The sequence below is a fragment of the Mucilaginibacter litoreus genome, assembly GCF_042676805.1.
In the GTDB taxonomy this organism is placed as follows: Bacteria; Bacteroidota; Bacteroidia; order Sphingobacteriales; family Sphingobacteriaceae; genus Mucilaginibacter; species Mucilaginibacter litoreus.
On the sequence record NZ_JBHTHZ010000003.1, the window covers coordinates 283,734 to 301,128 of the forward strand.

General features: G+C 42.1%; 13 protein-coding genes. 11 read left to right on the top strand and 2 right to left on the bottom strand.

What is annotated here, in order from left to right; translation table 11 throughout:
* Positions 1-28 precede the first annotated feature (28 nt).
* From ACFQZX_RS07245 to ACFQZX_RS07270, 6 genes are all read left to right on the top strand, one after another.
* Positions 29-1,537, top strand: coding sequence for a RagB/SusD family nutrient uptake outer membrane protein (locus ACFQZX_RS07245; protein WP_377113146.1), 1,509 nt, complete (start codon positions 29-31; stop codon positions 1,535-1,537).
* A gap of 264 nt (positions 1,538-1,801) precedes the next feature.
* Entirely contained in the window at positions 1,802-2,509 is a 708-nt protein-coding gene (locus ACFQZX_RS07250; protein WP_377113149.1) for an alpha/beta hydrolase, read from the top strand.
* A 195-nt stretch (positions 2,510-2,704) separates the two neighbouring features.
* Positions 2,705-4,303 (top strand): aminopeptidase P family protein, encoded by a 1,599-nt coding sequence (locus ACFQZX_RS07255; RefSeq protein ID WP_377113151.1) that lies wholly within the window; start codon positions 2,705-2,707, stop codon positions 4,301-4,303.
* A 568-nt stretch (positions 4,304-4,871) separates the two neighbouring features.
* Positions 4,872-5,588, top strand: a complete 717-nt coding sequence (locus ACFQZX_RS07260; RefSeq protein ID WP_377113153.1) for a pyridoxine 5'-phosphate synthase — start codon at positions 4,872-4,874, stop codon at positions 5,586-5,588.
* 129 nt (positions 5,589-5,717) lie between these two features.
* On the top strand, positions 5,718-8,627 hold the full coding sequence (gcvP, locus tag ACFQZX_RS07265) for an aminomethyl-transferring glycine dehydrogenase (protein WP_377113155.1): 2,910 nt from the start codon (positions 5,718-5,720) through the stop codon (positions 8,625-8,627).
* A 252-nt stretch (positions 8,628-8,879) separates the two neighbouring features.
* The gene (locus ACFQZX_RS07270; RefSeq protein ID WP_377113158.1) at positions 8,880-9,296 is read left to right on the top strand and encodes a response regulator; all 417 of its coding nucleotides are present in this window, start codon (positions 8,880-8,882) and stop codon (positions 9,294-9,296) included.
* On the opposite strand, the gene ACFQZX_RS07275 is transcribed toward ACFQZX_RS07270, so the two are convergent.
* A complete protein-coding gene (locus tag ACFQZX_RS07275) occupies positions 9,293-10,063 on the bottom strand; it encodes an MBL fold metallo-hydrolase (protein WP_377113161.1) in 771 nt (256 codons plus the stop codon). The two genes, ACFQZX_RS07270 and ACFQZX_RS07275, sit on opposite strands and share 4 nt — an antisense overlap.
* Positions 10,064-10,255: 192 nt before the next feature.
* Between ACFQZX_RS07275 and ACFQZX_RS07280 the strand changes: the two genes are divergently transcribed.
* The 4 genes from ACFQZX_RS07280 to ACFQZX_RS07295 all read left to right on the top strand — a co-directional run bounded on the left by ACFQZX_RS07280 (position 10,256) and on the right by ACFQZX_RS07295 (position 15,694).
* Entirely contained in the window at positions 10,256-10,630 is a 375-nt protein-coding gene (locus ACFQZX_RS07280) for a BlaI/MecI/CopY family transcriptional regulator (RefSeq protein WP_377113163.1), read from the top strand.
* A gap of 147 nt (positions 10,631-10,777) precedes the next feature.
* Positions 10,778-12,859: a M56 family metallopeptidase gene (locus ACFQZX_RS07285; protein WP_377113166.1), complete on the top strand. Its 2,082-nt coding sequence runs from the start codon at positions 10,778-10,780 to the stop codon at positions 12,857-12,859.
* 112 nt (positions 12,860-12,971) lie between these two features.
* Positions 12,972-14,693 (top strand): DNA repair protein RecN, encoded by a 1,722-nt coding sequence (gene recN, locus ACFQZX_RS07290; protein ID WP_377113168.1) that lies wholly within the window; start codon positions 12,972-12,974, stop codon positions 14,691-14,693.
* Positions 14,694-14,881: 188 nt separating this feature from the next.
* Positions 14,882-15,694, top strand: coding sequence for an enoyl-ACP reductase FabI (locus ACFQZX_RS07295; RefSeq protein WP_377113171.1), 813 nt, complete (start codon positions 14,882-14,884; stop codon positions 15,692-15,694).
* Positions 15,695-15,761: 67 nt separating this feature from the next.
* On the opposite strand, the gene ACFQZX_RS07300 is transcribed toward ACFQZX_RS07295, so the two are convergent.
* Positions 15,762-16,145: a hypothetical protein gene (locus ACFQZX_RS07300; RefSeq protein WP_377113173.1), complete on the bottom strand. Its 384-nt coding sequence runs from the start codon at positions 16,143-16,145 to the stop codon at positions 15,762-15,764.
* Positions 16,146-16,303: 158 nt separating this feature from the next.
* On the opposite strand from ACFQZX_RS07300, the gene ACFQZX_RS07305 reads away from it, so the two are divergent.
* Positions 16,304-17,371, top strand: a complete 1,068-nt coding sequence (locus ACFQZX_RS07305; RefSeq protein WP_377113175.1) for a carboxypeptidase-like regulatory domain-containing protein — start codon at positions 16,304-16,306, stop codon at positions 17,369-17,371.
* The last annotated feature ends 24 nt before the right edge of the window (positions 17,372-17,395 follow it).

Sequence of the window (17,395 nt, forward strand, 5' to 3'; positions counted from 1 at the left end):
GATGAATACAACTATTAAAGAAAACGTCATGAAAAAAATTGGATATATGTTAATGGGCCTGGCTGTAATGCTATCGTGCTCATGCAAAAAGTTCCTGGAGGAAAATCCCACAGGCTTTCTAACACCGGAATCAAATCTTTCGAGCGCCAAGGCAGCAAGGGCATTTGCCGATGCCGGGTACGTAAATTTACAGGGACTGCTTACCGGGCAGCCATCATCTTACGGTGGTAATACCTATAACCTGATGGAGTTTATGACAGGCAAGGCGAACAGCGACCTTGGCCAAACAGGCTTTGTAAACTACCAGAACCTTTCTTATAATTCCACCTCGTTTTATTTTGATACCTGGTGGAGGCAGCTTTATCTGGGGATAGGGGCAACCAACCTGGCTATACAAAAAATACCGCAGATCAATGCCGCCGGCCTTTCTGACGAGGATAAAAACAATATGCTGGCCGAAGCCAAAACCCTACGGGCATTATATTACTTTTACCTTGTACGTATGTTTGGGGCTGTGCCTAAGGTGACCGAGCCACCTGCAAGCCTTGACCTGAACTTACCGCGTACTGCTGCTAAGGAAATATATGACCAAATCATTATCCCTGATCTGTTAGCGGCCGAAGGATCAACCCTGCCATGGAAAAATACTACAGGCAGGGTATCTATGGGAGCGGTAAAATCAATATTGGCTGATGTTTATTTAACCTATGCCGGCAAAGCCATAAACGGTGGTGATGCGGCCTATGCAGAGTCGGCAAAACGCTCGCTTGATGTTATTACCAAAGGAGGTTACACATTGTTTCCTGAATACAGGGATATGATTGATCCCGGTAATAAAAATAAGGGGGAATTCATTTTTCAGGTGCAGTTTTCTGCCGCAGTGCCGTTAACCAATCCGCTAACAGCCTTAACCATTCCAAACTACTCGGGTATATCTTTATATTCAGATGAATATGGATCTGTTTATCCAACCAAACAGTTTTTAGCCTCTTATCCTGAGGGTGATAAAAGGGTAGAAGAGAAACAATTTTTCTATTCAAGCTATAAAAACCAGAAAACAGGTGCTATTGTAAATTTTAAAAGCCCATACATTTATAAATTTTTTGATTCAGTAGCCGTAAATAACACGGTGAAATCTGACTTGAACTTTACCATTTATCGCCTGGCAGATGTAATGCTGATGTATGCAGAAGCATCTAACCGTGCCGGGGGAGGGCCAAATTCAAACGCTACTATGTATGTTAACATGATAAGGGAACGGGCTGACCTTGATCCTATAGGTGGCCTGTCGCAGGATGCGTTTGAAAAAGAAGTATGGCTGCAACGGTACTATGAGCTTTGTTTTGAAAACAAAATGTGGTTTGACATGATACGGACTCGAAAGGTACATAACGATGTAACCGGTAACTGGGACGATTTTGTAGGGCATAAAACCGTGTTTAATGCTACGTTCTCAGAAAAAAACCTCCTGTTCCCTGTACCACAGCAGGAATTGGATGTTAATCCGAAACTGTTACCTAATAATCCGGGTTTTTAAATAATAATATCAGATTGAGTTGTTGAACGGGTTGCTTAGGCAACCCGTTTTTTTATATCTGTAAATTAAAGAAGGTTTTACGATTTTTAAAGATCACCGGTTGGCTACAATCGTTTATGCGCAGCTTATTTACTATTACCCTATGGCTAACTAAATTTTCATAGTTTCTCAAATTGTAATTACTATTATTGATAGGGGCTTAAATAAAGCTTCATTAAATTTAAAAATTACTAAATCGGGGGGAATATAGACAGGTAAACAAGTATGAGCGTCACTGAAAACACATTGCATATACAAGATAATGCCGGGGCATTTAAGGTAACGATATTAGAAGCCAGGCAGCCAACATGTATTGTTTTCTTTGCAGCAGGGCGGGGTGGGAGCCCACTGAGGCACCTTTCGCTGCTGCGGGCCATTGCCGTACGTGGCTTTACCATTATTGCACCTCATTTTGACATGCTGGCATCTTCAGTGCCAACAATAGAAGATCTGAATACACGCATCAGGCGGCTTGAACTTGCTTCGAAACAATATGCGCGCTTTGATGAACCGGTTATTGGCATCGGGCACTCTTTAGGATGCGTATTATTGCTTGCACTTGCAGGAGGTAAAGCCAAAACCCTCTCCGGGTGCCAGGTTGTATCAGGGCCAAAATGGCAATTTAAGGGGCTTGCTCTTCTGGCGCCACCGGTTGATTTTTTCAGGCACCCGTATGCATTGCAATCTGTTGATGCACGGATACACCTGCGTGTGGGCGGCAAAGATACTGTTACCCCACCCACCCAGGCACTTACGCTGATGGAAATACTGCCAAAGGAAATGGAGATTGAAGTTAAACTGGATGAGGACGCCGGACACTTTAGCTATATGGATGAACTACCGCCTCACATTAAAGATGTTCAACCCGATAAACAAAAGTTCTTATCTGCTTTAGCCATTGATATTGCTCAATTCATCACTTCTTCATGTTAAGATTAAACATCGAAGTATACAATACGCGTTGAACTGAGGCAGCACCAATTTATAACAGCAAGCTATTCATTGTTTTTGATCACCTTTCTGATATGTGAATTGATAATCTACAATAACGTTTTTATAATCAATGGCTCATTATATACGAATATTATGTAATTTGAACCGGTTTTTTCACCTGAACAATACACAATCATGAGATCAATAAAAAAAACACTGCTTGCTACCACAGCTATATGCCTTAGCATTTTGCAGGCCCATTCTCAACAAAACCTGCCTAAAGATTACCTGTCTAAAGAGTTTCATGCAGGCCGCAGGCAGGCGTTACGTAACCTGATGCCGGCCAACTCGGTAGCTGTAATATTTGCTTACCCCGAGCGCGTTTTTTCAAACGACGTAAACTACGTGTATCATGCTAACCCCGATCTGTATTATTTTTCGGGATATAAAGAACCTGATGCCGCCCTGCTGGTATTCAAAGAAACACAGGGCACCGGAGATACGTCATACAATGAAGTGTTGTTTGTGCGCAAACGCGACCCGCAACAGGAGCAATGGACCGGCCGTCGCCTGGGCGTAGATGGCGGTAAGTCACAGCTTGGGTTTAAGCGTGTATACAACAGCAGCGAGTTTGAAAAATTCCCTGTCGACTTTAAGAAATTCAGTGCGGTTATATATGACGAGCTTCCGGCTGATGCAACAGGAGAGCTGGCCGGTTTAATCAGCGCTTTTAAAGCTAAAGCTAATGTGCCGGTGATTGATAAAGCGTTATTAAATAGCTTAAACGTTATAAATAAATATGGAACACCGGCTACCCTGCCCCGCATAGTGGAGTATCTGAAAAAGAGCCTTAAGCCTGAGGTTTATAATAGTAACGAGTTGGTACAGCAACTCGTAAATAAACCCGACAGCGTAACACTGGTAGCGGTTAAAGAGAAAATCAAAAGCAAGTATGGAGCAGCAAACTCATTTAATGATTATACCGTTGCGCTCCGCGGAATAAAACAGCCTGAAGAAATTGCGTTGATGAAAAAAACCGCTCAGCTATCTGCCATCGCGCATGCAGAGGTAATGAAAGCTATTAAGCCAAGCATGAGCGAGCGCGAGCTTGAAGGTATACTTTTATATGTGCATAAAAAATACGGTGCAGAGGACGAAGGTTACCCTCCAATTGTAGGTGTAGGCGCTAATGCTTGTATTTTACACTATGAAGAAAACAACGAAACCGTATTGAATAACCAGTTGGTACTGCTGGATGTAGGCTCCGAGTATCATGGCTACTCGGCCGATGTTACCCGTACGGTGCCGCCTACCGGTAAGTTTAGCGAGGAGCAGAAGGCCATTTATCAGATAGTGTATGATGCCCAGGAAGAGGTTTTCAAGATGTGTAAGGAAGGCGTTAAGTACCGCGACCTGGAAGCAAAAACCGGCGAAGTGTTAGCCGCAGGCTTAATTAAGCTGGGTATAATAAAAGATGCCAAGGAACTGCGTACCTATTATCCACACGGCGTATCACACCATGTTGGGCTTGATGTGCATGACAAAGGTGATTACCAGGGCGACCTGAGAGAAGGCATGGTAATAACTGTTGAGCCGGGTTTATATATACCTGCAGGCAGCAAGTGCGATAAAAAATACTGGAATATAGGTGTACGTATAGAGGATGACATCCTGATTGGTAAAGACAAAGGCACTAATCTTTCGGCTGATGCGCCAAGAAGCTGGCAGGATGTGGAGAAAATGGCCGCGCAAAACAGTATATTTGACGGTGCGAAATTCCCGCCGCTTAAATAGGAGTACTTATTATATATCAAGCCCCGAATTATCGGGGCTTTTTTTTGATTGGCAGCGCTGTAACTCCCTTCCCGGAGTGTAAGAATGGTTAATTAAATATTCTGCTATGTCAGAAACTGAATAATTAACATTATAATTCCCCTCCTTGGCGGGGTTAGGGGTGGGTTAATGTGATATAGTTCTCCTTAAAATAGTGCGGCATTGTCAGATTGCGGGTAGCACAGGCGCTGCTATACCACAGCCTTTCAAAGCAAGCTGGCGCGGCTGCGAGGTCTCTTTTTCGTTCTTTTTCTTTTCCGGCAAAAGAAAAAAAACATCCACTGATATAAATACAGCACACCCATTCGTCACGAAGAACTTGTCGGCAAGTATGAAAGTGCTACCTTATCCTGGAATTATGGTGACAGCACAATGTCACCATAATTTTTATATCCCTGATAACTAATTGTTTATCGATGTTCACAGTGTTCATCTGTGTGTTCGTGAACACTATAGTCCGTACCTGATCTTAAATATCTTTTTAATGTTATGAGCGTTATGCAGATATTTGCCCACAAACTTCAGCGATATGACAAGGTTATCAGTAAACATCAATAAAATAGCAACCCTGCGTAATTCACGCGGTGGCAACAACCCCGATTTGATCCAGGTAGCTAAGGACTGTGAGCGTTTTGGCGCCCAGGGCATTACTGTGCACCCTCGGCCCGATGAAAGGCATATCCGCTATAACGATGTTTATGAGCTGAAAAAGATTGTCACTACAGAGTTCAATATAGAAGGTAACTGCCAGGAGCAAAAGTTTGTCGACCTGGTTTTAGCCGTAAAGCCGGAGCAGGTAACGCTGGTACCTGATGCGCTGGGCCAGATCACATCAAACCACGGATGGGATACTATGGCCAACCAGCAATATTTGAAAGAGATCATCGCTGTTTTCAAAAATGCAGGCATCAGGGTATCGATATTTGTAGACCCGGTTGTAGAGATGGTAAAAGGTGCCGCCACTACCGGTACAGATAGAATTGAACTGTACACAGAGGCATATGCGCATGGCTATGCTGCCAATAAAGAAGCCGCTATAGCGCCTTATAAAGAAGCCGCCCGTGTCGCCCATGAAGCAGGGCTTGGCATAAACGCCGGCCATGACCTTGATCTGGAAAACCTGAAATACTTTGCCCAAAACATTCCAGCCCTTGATGAAGTAAGCATAGGCCATGCACTCATAAGCGATGCTTTGTATTATGGATTGGAAAATACCATACAAATGTACTTACGTCAATTGAGTTGATCTTTTAGATAGCAGGCTGCTCAATGGCTGATATTGTACTTGTAAAGGCATTGTCACTATCACATTACCCGATTGTTATTGAGTAGGTAAAATTGTACCTTTGCCCTAAATTTTAAGGCACCTTTTTTAATGAAGCTCAATATAGATTATCAGGAGAAATTCCAAAACAGGCACATCGCGCCAAACGAGTCGGATACTCAAAAAATGCTGAAAACAGTAGGCGTAAATACGCTTGATGAGTTAATAGATCAAACCATCCCGGCTAAAATACGATTGAAAGGCCCGCTTAATTTGCCCGCCGCAAAAAGCGAGTTTGATTATCTGAATACGCTTAAACAAACAGCTTCAAAAAATAAGGTCTTTAAATCATATATCGGTCAGGGTTATTATGATGTAATAGTTCCCGGCGTTATACAGCGTAACATACTTGAAAACCCCGGATGGTATACACAATACACTCCTTACCAGGCAGAGATAGCACAGGGTCGTTTACAGGCGTTGCTTAACTTTCAAACCATGATCATTGATCTGACGGGGATGGAAATTGCCAATGCATCGTTGCTTGACGAAGGTACCGCCGCCGCAGAAGCCATGTTTATGCAATACAGCCTGCGAAAAAACCAGAAAGCAAATGTGTTTTTTGTGAGCGAAGAGCTGTTCCCGCAAACTATTGATATCCTTAACACCCGTAGTGAGCCTTACGGCATCAAACTGCAGATAGGCGATCACCGTACGGCAGAGCTTACGGACGATGTGTTCGGTGCCATTGTGCAGTATCCGGCAGGCAACGGTGAAGTTTATAATTATAAAGACTTTGCATCAGCGTTACATGAGAAAAACATCAAGCTGACCGTAGTGGCCGATTTGATGAGCCTGGTGCTTTTAACCCCTCCGGGAGAGTGGGGTGCTGATATTGTTGTAGGTTCATCGCAGCGCTTTGGTATACCAATGGGCTTTGGTGGCCCGCATGCTGCGTTCTTTGCTACTAAAGAAGAGTACAAGCGTTCTATTCCCGGCCGTATCATTGGTGTAACTATAGACAGTGCCGGTAACTATGCCTTACGCATGGCGCTGCAAACCCGCGAGCAGCACATTCGCCGCGATAAAGCAACTTCAAACATTTGTACCGCACAGGCGCTGCTGGCAATTATGGCCGGTATGTATGCCGTTTACCATGGGCCAAAAGGCTTAAAGCTGATCGCTGAAAGAATACATGGCTTAACTGTGTTATTAGCATCGTCTTTAAACCAGTTAGGCTACGAGCAGTTAAATGAAGCTTACTTTGATACCCTTAAGTTTGATGTGGGTGAGTTAGTTGGCCCGGTACATTCTGAAGCGCTTAACAATGAGGCCAACCTGCATTATAATGGTTCGGTAGTAACGATCTCTGTTGACGAAACTACTTCTGTTAAAGATATCGAAACCATAGTACGTTTTTTTGCCAAAGTAAAAGGCAAAACTTTAAATGATGCAAACTTCGATACGCTGAAAGGTAATGTTGAGAGTGTTATTCCAACTGATCTGCAGCGTACATCCGAATACTTAACTCACGCTTTATTTAATTCGCACCACTCTGAGCATGAGATGCTGCGCTATATTAAATCACTTGAGGCAAAGGACTTGTCGCTTTGCCACTCTATGATAGCGCTTGGCTCATGTACCATGAAACTGAACGCCACTACAGAGATGGTTCCGGTTACCTGGGCCGAATTCAGCAAAATGCACCCGTTTGCACCTACCGACCAGGTTGGCGGCTATATGCAGGTGTTTGATGAGCTTAACAAGTGGTTGAGCGAAATTACCGGCTTTGCAGCAATGAGCCTGCAGCCAAATGCCGGTGCGCAGGGCGAATATGCCGGCTTAATGGTTATTCGTGCTTATCATATCGATAGGGGTGAAGGGCACCGTAATGTAGCGTTGATACCTGCATCTGCACATGGTACAAACCCTGCTTCGGCAGCTATGGCAGGAATGAAGATAGTAGTTGTTAAGTGCGACGATAACGGCAACATTGACGTAGCTGATCTGAAAGCTAAAGCCGAACAACACAACAACGACCTTTCATGTCTCATGGTGACTTATCCGTCTACTCACGGTGTATTTGAGGAATCGATCATCGAGATATGCGAGATCATTCACCAAAATGGCGGCCAGGTTTACATGGATGGCGCTAACATGAACGCCCAGGTTGGTTTAACCAGCCCGGCTAATATCGGTGCAGATGTTTGCCACCTTAACCTGCATAAAACATTTTGTATACCACATGGTGGTGGTGGCCCGGGTATGGGCCCTATCGGTGTAGCTAAACACCTGGTGCCTTATTTGCCCGGCCATGCTGTGGTTGATATAGATAATGGTAAGGCTATACACGCGGTATCGGCAGCGCCCTGGGGCTCTGCATCCATATTGTTGATATCACATGCATATATCGCAATGATGGGCACTGAGGGGCTTACCAACGCAACCCGTTATGCCATATTGAATGCCAACTATATCAAATCAAGGTTAGAAAATCATTATCCAGTTTTATATGCTGGTACAAATGGCCGTTGCGCGCATGAGATGATACTGGATTGCCGTTCATTTAAACAATACGGTATTGAAGTTACTGATATAGCCAAGCGTTTAATGGATTACGGTTTCCATGCGCCTACGGTATCTTTCCCGGTTGCGGGTACGGTGATGGTTGAGCCAACCGAGTCGGAACCTAAACATGAGCTTGACCGTTTTTGCGATGCCATGATTTCTATTCGTCATGAAATTGAGGATGTGGAAAAAGGCGTTTCAGATAAAGCCGATAACCCACTTAAAAATGCGCCTCATACTGCCGCTGTTATAACCGGTAACGAGTGGGAACATGCATATACCCGTCAAAAAGCGGCTTTTCCGCTACCTTATGTGGCCCAATATAAATTCTGGCCTTCTGTTGGCAGGGTGAATGATACTTATGGAGATCGTACGCTGATCTGCTCTTGCCCTCCGCTTACTGATTATGAATTTGAGGAAAGCGAAGTAACTACTCCGGAATACGGAACATGATACAATTAATAAGAAACCGCCCCAACCAGGGCGGTTTCTTTATTTATGGCTTCCTATCCCTGTAAGCTAATGTATTAATTTGGTTATAATGTATCTATTTTTGTTTTTAAACGTATATGTTCATACTATAAATAGGCTTTGTTGCTTATTATAATATATTGCTTTAAAAAACAATTTTTATTAAAACGTATTTTGTTGCTTTACAACTATGCGTTGTAAAACTTTTTGCTATCTATTTCCGTATAACATAATATGAGCCTTGATTACGACAAAACAGTAAGTGTTTTATTGGTTGACGATGACGAAATAAATAACTTTATCTCAATAAAATTGATAAAGAAAGCGTTAACCAATACAGAAATTATGGCTTGCCTTAATGGACGTTTTGCTATCGATCAGTTACTGGAAATTCAAGAAAAAGACCCTAACCAACTACCTGATTATATCCTTCTTGATATTAACATGCCTATCATGAATGGCTGGGAATTTTTAGATGAGTATAAGCGTTTAAATATCGACCCTTTAGGTAAAAGCAAAATATACATTATTTCTTCATCGGTATTTAGTAATGATATTAATAAAGCCCGTTCTTACCCCCTGGTAAAGGATTTTATATCAAAACCTCTTAATGTCGAAAAGATAAAGGAGCTATTTGGAGTAAACGCTTAAACCGGTGTAACCGTAAACTGTTCGCCGTTATAGCTTACTGTGCCTAAGGCTGTATTCCTGGCATGATAAAACAAGCAGATATCGCCTTCACTTGCCGCTTTTTTGCCATACTCAATGCGTAAATCAGCCGAGCGCTGGCCATCATAATCATACTTAGCTACAAATTTCCTTATCAGCTGTTCGGGTTCGGGTAATTCATCTCCACCAAAAAACACTTTTTTACCCTCAAACTCCATCCAGAACACCTGGTGAAACTTGCTGTGGCCGGCAGAAAGCTCATAGCGTATACCGGGTTGGTACTCGCCATCGCCATCTACAAAGTCAATTATAGCGCTTTCCTGCAAAGCTTCAAATATCTCTTTATGGTAAGAGGATGATTTACCGCTCAGGCCAAAATCAAACTCCTGGCGCTGTATAACATGCCTGGCCTGTGGAAAACTGGGCTGTAGCTGGCCGTTACGTTCAACAACGAGCCCGCCCGAATGGTCATAATGCAGGTGCGACATCAGTACCAGCGTTACATCTTCAGGGCCGAAACCTGCATTACGAATGTTTTGATGCAGTATCAATTCATCGCGCGTATCCTTATAGCCTAATCCGGCATCTAAAACTATCAGATCGGTGCTGGTCTTTATCAAAAAAGGATTCACATGAATAAACAATGATCCAGGCCTGTCTTTCCGGTTATCCGTTTCCGGGTTAAACGGAATGAATTTTTTTGTACTGTCTACAGAATATGAGCCTTCACCTAATGCAAAAATTTCCATGCGCTTATTTTGTGCAAATATAACCTATTGAGGTTTAGGTAACGAAAAGGCTTGTTTAAATGACAATAGCCTAATAATACTGTAACTTTTTACTGATCGCTTCGTCTTTTAATTAAAGAAAATTAAAAAATATTTTGATATACGAAATCTATCGTACATATTTGTACGAAGAAATTCGTAAATAGGATTAAGATGGATTTGAAACCGACAGAAAGCGAACTGGAGATACTGCAGATCATTTGGAAAAAAGGCGAGTGCAGCGTGCGGGATGTGCATGATGAACTGGCCAAAACAAAAGATTCGGGCTATACTACTACCCTTAAATTAATGCAGATAATGCACGATAAAGGCTTGCTTGCCCGTAATACCGATGCCAAGACGCATATATATAGTGCATTAATGTCACGCGAACAGGCACAACAAGGTGCATTGGATAAAATATTATCAACGGTGTTTAAGGGATCAACTGCAGATCTGGTTATACAGGCATTAGGCCAGCACCGCGCATCAAAAGATGAGATAGATGCCATAAAAAACTTTTTGGATGAGTTTGAGGGAAGAAAATAGTAAGTGGTGAATAGAGAGGATAAATAGTAAGTACTTATCAATCAGATTAGAGTTTAAAATTTAGGATTTAGAATTTTAAGATTTAGGATTTAGAATTTTAAAATTTAGGGTTTAGAGTTTACAACTTAGAATTTTTAACAAACAGCCATGGAAAATGTACTTTATAACATCAGTCAGGTTTTAGGAATAACCATCGTCCATTCCTTATGGCAGGGTTTATTGGTATACTTTTTATTAAGAGTGTCCTTATTGGTATTCAATCCATGGCTTACTGCTGCCAGGAAATATTTATTGGCTGTCGCTGCCCTATCAGCCATTACTGCTTGGTTTGCGGTTACGCTTTTTCACGAGGTGCAGGCTTATAACTGGCTGGCTAAGCCTAGTGCATTAACAGGTTTGGCAGTGCTGTTGGATTTGCCGGCTAACATGCGCCAGGTTAATGAAGCCGCGTTGCGCTACTATTATAGTATAGAGGCTTACATGCCTTATGTTACCGCTGTGTATGCATTAGGGCTTGTACTTAATATGGCCAAGGTTATTTTAGCATACAGGGGTTTAAAATTCATTAAACGCACTATGAGCCTTGGTGTACAACTGCAGCAGCAAATAAGCAGGTTTGCAAAAAAGCTTGACATCACAAAAAAAGTAAGGGTAGGGTTTAGCCAGCTGGTTGATGTGCCTTGCATTACAGGCTACATAAAGCCGGTGATACTGCTGCCCGTAACACTTTCTACATATCTGGAGGCCGAAGAAATTGAGGCTATCCTGATGCACGAACTTGCACACATTAAACGTAACGACTACCTGATCAACCTGCTGCAGCAGGTAATTACTACGCTGTTATTTTTTAATCCCTGTGTATTGCTTATCAACAGAATAATTAGTGAAGAACGTGAGAATGCCTGCGACGACCTGGTTGTAGACAACACCCAAACACCAATTATTTATGCAAAGGCTTTATTTAAGCTGGAGCAACAACGCCACAATGAGTTACAGTTAGCGCCGGCTGTAACCGGCAAAAAGTATCATTTATTAAACAGAATTGAACGTATCATGAAAACTAAAAAAACATTACCCAGCGTACGCCCTGCATTAGTGGCTATGCTTATATTAACGCTAAGCATTTGCAGCTTTGCGCTCCTGAAACCAGAAATTGCACAAGGCAAGGTATCAGTAAAGGCACTTATCCCGACCATTAAAAAAATGCTTGTAGCTGCAGATACTGTGCCTGCAAAAAAAGCTGCAAAGGCAACTTCTAAATCAACCAAAACAGTGACGAAAAGCGGTAAAAAGGTTATTAAAGCTAAAACAGAAAAAGACTACGCTTTCAATTACAACTTTAATTATAATAATAATGTGGATGGCTTTAAAGATCCGGAGCTTGAGCGCCTTAGCAAAGAGGTGGAAAAACATGGCGAAGCTATCGGTAAGTATTATGAAAGCCCGGAGTTTAAAGCCACCAGTGCAGAGATGGACAAACTTGGTAAGCAAATAAGCGCCTTTTACGAAAGCGAGTCGGTTAAGCGGGGTACTGCTGAACAGGAAAAAGCGGCAGCCGAATACGACAAATTATGGGCCGGCAAGGGCGAGCAAATGGATAAGCTTGGCAAGCAAATGGATGCGTTAGGTAAGCAAATGGAAAGTTATTACAACTCTAAAGAGTTTAAAGATATGAACGCAGCCCTGGCAAAAAAGTACGGCGTAAAGGAAAATAGCTATTATGACAATAGCGACGATAATTACCGCAAGTATCAGGCGGAACTGAAAACCAAGATTCCGGCTGATGTGCAGCAACTTAACGGGCAAATGCGCGATTTGAGCAAACAGATGCGCGATATTACTAATAACCCCGAGTTAAAGGCACAGCAGGAGCAAATGCGTACCGCCGGGCAAAACATGCGCACGGCCTTTAACAACCCTAACATAAAAGCCCAACAGGAACAAATGCGCAAGTTAGGCGAGCAAATGCGGGCGTTTACACATAGCGATCAGATCAGAAAAGAGCAGGAACAAATGAAGCAGGCAACAGCAAAAATGCGTGCTTACATGAATACGCCTGAGTTTAAAAAGAAACTGAAGGAATATAAGGCCACTCATCCTTCTAATTATTATTGGAATGGTGACAATCAAGACAATATAGAAAAGACCGATAAAGCCGTTAAAGAAGCTGTAAAAAACGAAATAGAAGAAGCAAGGGAAAAAGCGGAACAGGCAAAAGATACTTTGTAGCCCGCAAACCCTGAAAGGAATTAACGCAACCTGATATCATAGTTGATAACCCAAAAACAATTTCCTATTATTTTTAGTAATTTAGTATCCTCATAAACGGGGATACTTTTTTATGCTTAACCGGCTTACCATTCAGAATTACGCACTTATTGATAGTCTTGAAATAAGCTTTGACAAAGGATTGAACATCCTGACCGGTGAAACAGGCGCAGGTAAATCCATCATATTAGGGGCGCTGTCGCTAATATTAGGGCAGCGTGCAGAAAGCCGCTATTTTTTCAATCAGCAAAAGAAGTGTGTGATTGAGGGTTTATTCAGGATTGAAGGGTTTCATCTTTCAGGCTTTTTTGAAGAAAACGACCTGGATTATGAGGGAGAAACCGTTTTACGTCGCGAAATATCCGCCGATGGCAAATCAAGAGCTTTTATTAATGATACGCCCGTAAATCTGAACACTTTAAAACAGCTTGGAGAAAGGCTGATAGATATACATTCGCAACATGCTACCCGCGAGATTAACGACCCCGAATTTCAATTACTGGTTGTAGATGGCGTTGCTGGGCATCAGGGCCTGTTGGATACTTACCAAAGCAAATACCGGGCTTATAAAAAGTTGGTTACCCAGCTAAAAGAGTTGATTGAGGCAAACGATAAAGCAAAAACCGACCTTGATTATTACCAGTTTCAGTTTGATGAGCTGGAAAAAGCTGCCTTATCGGCAGATGAGCAGGAACATCTGGAAAAGGAACTTGCTACCTTAAATAACGCTGAAGAAATTAAACGCAGCCTGATGGGTGCGCATTACCTGATGCATGAGGGTGAAACATCGGCCATCATTCAGTTGCGCGAAGCAGGTCAGCAGTTATCCGGTATTGAGAAATATAATACCGATGTGGAAGAACTGCATGTGCGCCTTAAAAGTACATTGATTGAGCTGAAGGATATTGCTGCGGAAATTGAAAACATTGAGCAACGTACGTTTACTGATGAAGCCCGCGCCGAAGAATTAAATACGAGATTAAGTTTGATATTTAATTTGCAGAAAAAACATCGTGTAAGCACCAACCAGGAGTTGATTGCTATTCAGAATGATCTTTCTGATAAAATACAGCAAGCCGTTTTTGGCGATGAAGCGGTTGAAAAACTACAGAGGCAAATAGCTGCAGCACAGCAGGAACTTGAGCAAATGGCCGCAGAGTTATCTGCAAACCGTAAAAAGGCCATTCCCGTGATACAGCAAAAGGTTCTTTCTACCTTAACTGAAATGGGCATGGGTAATTCTGCATTAGAAATTGAGCAGATCGTCAGCAAGCATGAAAATGAAGAAGTGAGAAAGAAAAATTCTTCTACGGGCTTACCGACTTTCGGACTTACCGACCATCTTACAAAAAATGGTATTGATACTATCCGGTTTATGTTTTCGGCCAATAAAGGTCATGCGCTGGCAGATATGAGTAAAGTTGCATCAGGGGGCGAATTAAGCCGGTTGATGCTTAGCATTAAGTCGCTTATTGCAGAGTACACCGCTTTGCCAACAATAATATTTGATGAGATTGATACCGGCGTCAGCGGGGAGGTAGCAAACAAGGTAGGGCAGGTGATGGAACGCTTATCACAAAACCTGCAGGTTATTACCATAACCCATTTACCGCAGATAGCTGGTAAAGGCAGCAGCCATTACTTTGTTTATAAGGATGATGATGCTGCAACTACCTACACCCGAATTAAAAAGCTGAGCAACGAGGAGCGCGTATTAGAGATAGCCAAAATGCTAAGCGGCGACAAGCCCGGCGAAAGCGCGTTACAAAATGCGAGGGAGTTGCTTTCGCTGTAGTTAGCAGTTTTAAGTTTGCAGTGGGCACGTAAGAAGTGTTGGTATAAGCTTATCTAAGACCTATGCACATGTTAAATGGTTAGACAAGTTCAGCATGAAAATCGGGTCAGTTTTGTAACTGCAAACTACCCACTGTAAACTGCAAACTAATTTTATAACTTTACAGCTTAAAACCAAACTTAAAATAGATGGCTTACAATTTATTAAAGGGCAAAAAAGGTATCATATTTGGCGCGCTTAACGAGCAGTCGATCGCGTGGAAAGTAGCGCAGCGCTGCCATGAAGAAGGTGCTGAAATAGTTTTAACTAACTCACCCCTTGCTTTGCGCATGGGCGAACTGAATAAGCTTGCTGAAGAATGCAATGCCCCGGTAATTCCTGCAGATGTTACCAGCACAGACGATATTAATAACCTGTTCACTAAAAGCCTGGAGCATTTTGGCGGCGGTGTAGATTTTATATTGCACTCTATAGGCATGAGCCTTAATGTGCGTAAAGGAATTGCCTATACAGATAACAATTACGAATTTACTCATAAAGGCCTTGATATATCAGCTTTAAGCTTTCACCGGGTGCTGCAAACTGCCATGAAAATGGATGCTATCAATGAGTGGGGGTCAGTATTAGCACTTACCTATATAGCTGCACAACGTGTATTTCCAGACTATAACGACATGGCTGACAACAAAGCTTACCTGGAAAGCATAGCACGTAACTTTGGCTATCAATATGGTGTTAAAAAGAAAGTGCGTATCAATACCATATCACAATCACCAACCCGTACTACTGCAGGCAGCGGTGTAAAAGGTTTCGATGGCTTTATTAATTACGCTGAAAAAATGAGTCCGCTTGGTAATGCTGATGCCAACCAGTGTGCCGACTATTGCGTAAGCCTGTTTAGCGACCTTACCCGCATGGTTACCATGCAAAACCTGTTTCATGACGGCGGATTTTCATTCACCGGTGTTACCCAGGCCGTTATTGAACAAATGGAGAAATAGTAAGATAACCTATCATAAATAACAAAGGCGAGCTGCAAAGCTCGCCTTTGTTATTTATGATTAACTTTTAATCAACTAAAACTATTTTTAAGTTAAGTTTGGGGGGCATAGGAGTGATAGAATCGCCATCAGCATTTTGAGCATCTATGTAAACATGTCCGTCTGTATATGTAAATCGGTAAGTTATTCCACCATAAACCGATGGCAATTGTTCAAATTCACCGCCACCAAGGTCGTTATATACTAACACTGCGCCACTCGAATCGAAATAACTGTCAATGTCGGGAACTGGAATATCTGTAGTGTAAGTGATGCCTCCGTCATCAGTTATCCAACTCTTTGTGTCTGTGAAAATAGTTTGAGCACCAGGCGTTACATACGTTTCTTTTTTACATGATGATGCCGTGAACAAAAGAATGGCCACACATAGGATAGATAATAGTTTTCTCATGTGATAATTTGTTTTGATTGGAAACATACGATGTTTCCGAATTGATAAAATGATTAATAATTTAATTTTTGCTATCCTACCGGATTGCTACTACACTTATAAGAACAAATAAAAGAGAAAAGGTTTAATTAACTAATAAATTAGTTAACTTTATCTTTATGAGATGCCTTTTCTTAACGCTTTTACTTTTTCCGGTTGTTTGCCTTGCGCAAATCAACATCACCGGTAAACTAATAGATGCAAAAAGCAGGCAACCGGTTGCAGACGCCAGCATATTTTTAAGCAATGCAACAGTAGGCGGGAAGTCAGGCGCTGATGGCAGCTTTAAATTGCTTAATGTAAGGCCGGGACAGTATGAGTTAGTGGTAACTGTATTAGGATACGCTACGTATCGGCAAAATGTTTTGGCAGGCTCTGATAATATGCATTTGGCTGACATTATGCTTACTGCAAAAACTACCGAGCTGAAAGAAGTAAAAATCCAACCGCATGATAATTGGTTGCGTAATTATAAGCTTTTTAAGGATGAATTTTTGGGTTTATCCAATAATGCCAAAGAATGCCGGATACTAAATCCTGACGCGGTTTACCTTACATACAGCAGTAAATACAGAACGCTGACAGGCTCTTCTGATGAGTTTCTCGAGATTGAGAATCGTGCCCTTGGTTACAAGATTAAATACCTGATCAACAAATTTACCCGTGACTATAAGGAAGGCTATTTCTATGTTGAAGGCTCTGCATTATTTGAACCCATGGCAGGCGATGATGGCTTACAAAAGAGATGGCGTAAAAATCGGGCTAAGGTTTATGAAGGCTCATCAATGCACTTTTTAAGATCAATAGTGACAGACCAGGCAGAAGTAAACGGATTTAAAGTTTTACGTTTGATTCGTAAAGAGAATCCCATGTATAGCGGCACTGGCAACAATAAATATATTCAAACGCTTATAGATTCACCTTTACAGAGTAACGAATTTGCAAAGCTCACAGATGTTCGGGGTTTGTTTGCACTTAGTTTTCCAAATAGCTTGTACATTATGTATACTAAGCGAAAGACAAAGCAACCGGCAATAGGAGTTTATCATCCAGACAAAATACCGAATTATGAAATAACTATAGTAACTGTATCAGAAAACTATGGCCTGTTTGATACGAATGGCATTATTCTTAATCCATCAGGCGTAACCTTTGAAGGTGAGTGGGGCAAAAACAGGGTAGCCTAGTTGCTGCCGGTTGATTACTATCCG

Bases quoted from the DNA above. Each gene is read 5' to 3' on its own strand.
- ACFQZX_RS07245 (WP_377113146.1), top strand. From the start codon at position 29: ATGAAAAAAATTGGATATATGTTAATGGGCCTGGCTGTAATGCTATCG.
- ACFQZX_RS07250 (WP_377113149.1), top strand. From the start codon at position 1,802: ATGAGCGTCACTGAAAACACATTGCATATACAAGATAATGCCGGGGCA.
- ACFQZX_RS07255 (WP_377113151.1), top strand. From the start codon at position 2,705: ATGAGATCAATAAAAAAAACACTGCTTGCTACCACAGCTATATGCCTT.
- ACFQZX_RS07260 (WP_377113153.1), top strand. From the start codon at position 4,872: ATGACAAGGTTATCAGTAAACATCAATAAAATAGCAACCCTGCGTAAT.
- gcvP (WP_377113155.1), top strand. From the start codon at position 5,718: ATGAAGCTCAATATAGATTATCAGGAGAAATTCCAAAACAGGCACATC.
- ACFQZX_RS07270 (WP_377113158.1), top strand. From the start codon at position 8,880: ATGAGCCTTGATTACGACAAAACAGTAAGTGTTTTATTGGTTGACGAT.
- ACFQZX_RS07275 (WP_377113161.1), bottom strand. From the start codon at position 10,063: ATGGAAATTTTTGCATTAGGTGAAGGCTCATATTCTGTAGACAGTACA.
- ACFQZX_RS07280 (WP_377113163.1), top strand. From the start codon at position 10,256: ATGGATTTGAAACCGACAGAAAGCGAACTGGAGATACTGCAGATCATT.
- ACFQZX_RS07285 (WP_377113166.1), top strand. From the start codon at position 10,778: ATGGAAAATGTACTTTATAACATCAGTCAGGTTTTAGGAATAACCATC.
- recN (WP_377113168.1), top strand. From the start codon at position 12,972: ATGCTTAACCGGCTTACCATTCAGAATTACGCACTTATTGATAGTCTT.
- ACFQZX_RS07295 (WP_377113171.1), top strand. From the start codon at position 14,882: ATGGCTTACAATTTATTAAAGGGCAAAAAAGGTATCATATTTGGCGCG.
- ACFQZX_RS07300 (WP_377113173.1), bottom strand. From the start codon at position 16,145: ATGAGAAAACTATTATCTATCCTATGTGTGGCCATTCTTTTGTTCACG.
- ACFQZX_RS07305 (WP_377113175.1), top strand. From the start codon at position 16,304: ATGAGATGCCTTTTCTTAACGCTTTTACTTTTTCCGGTTGTTTGCCTT.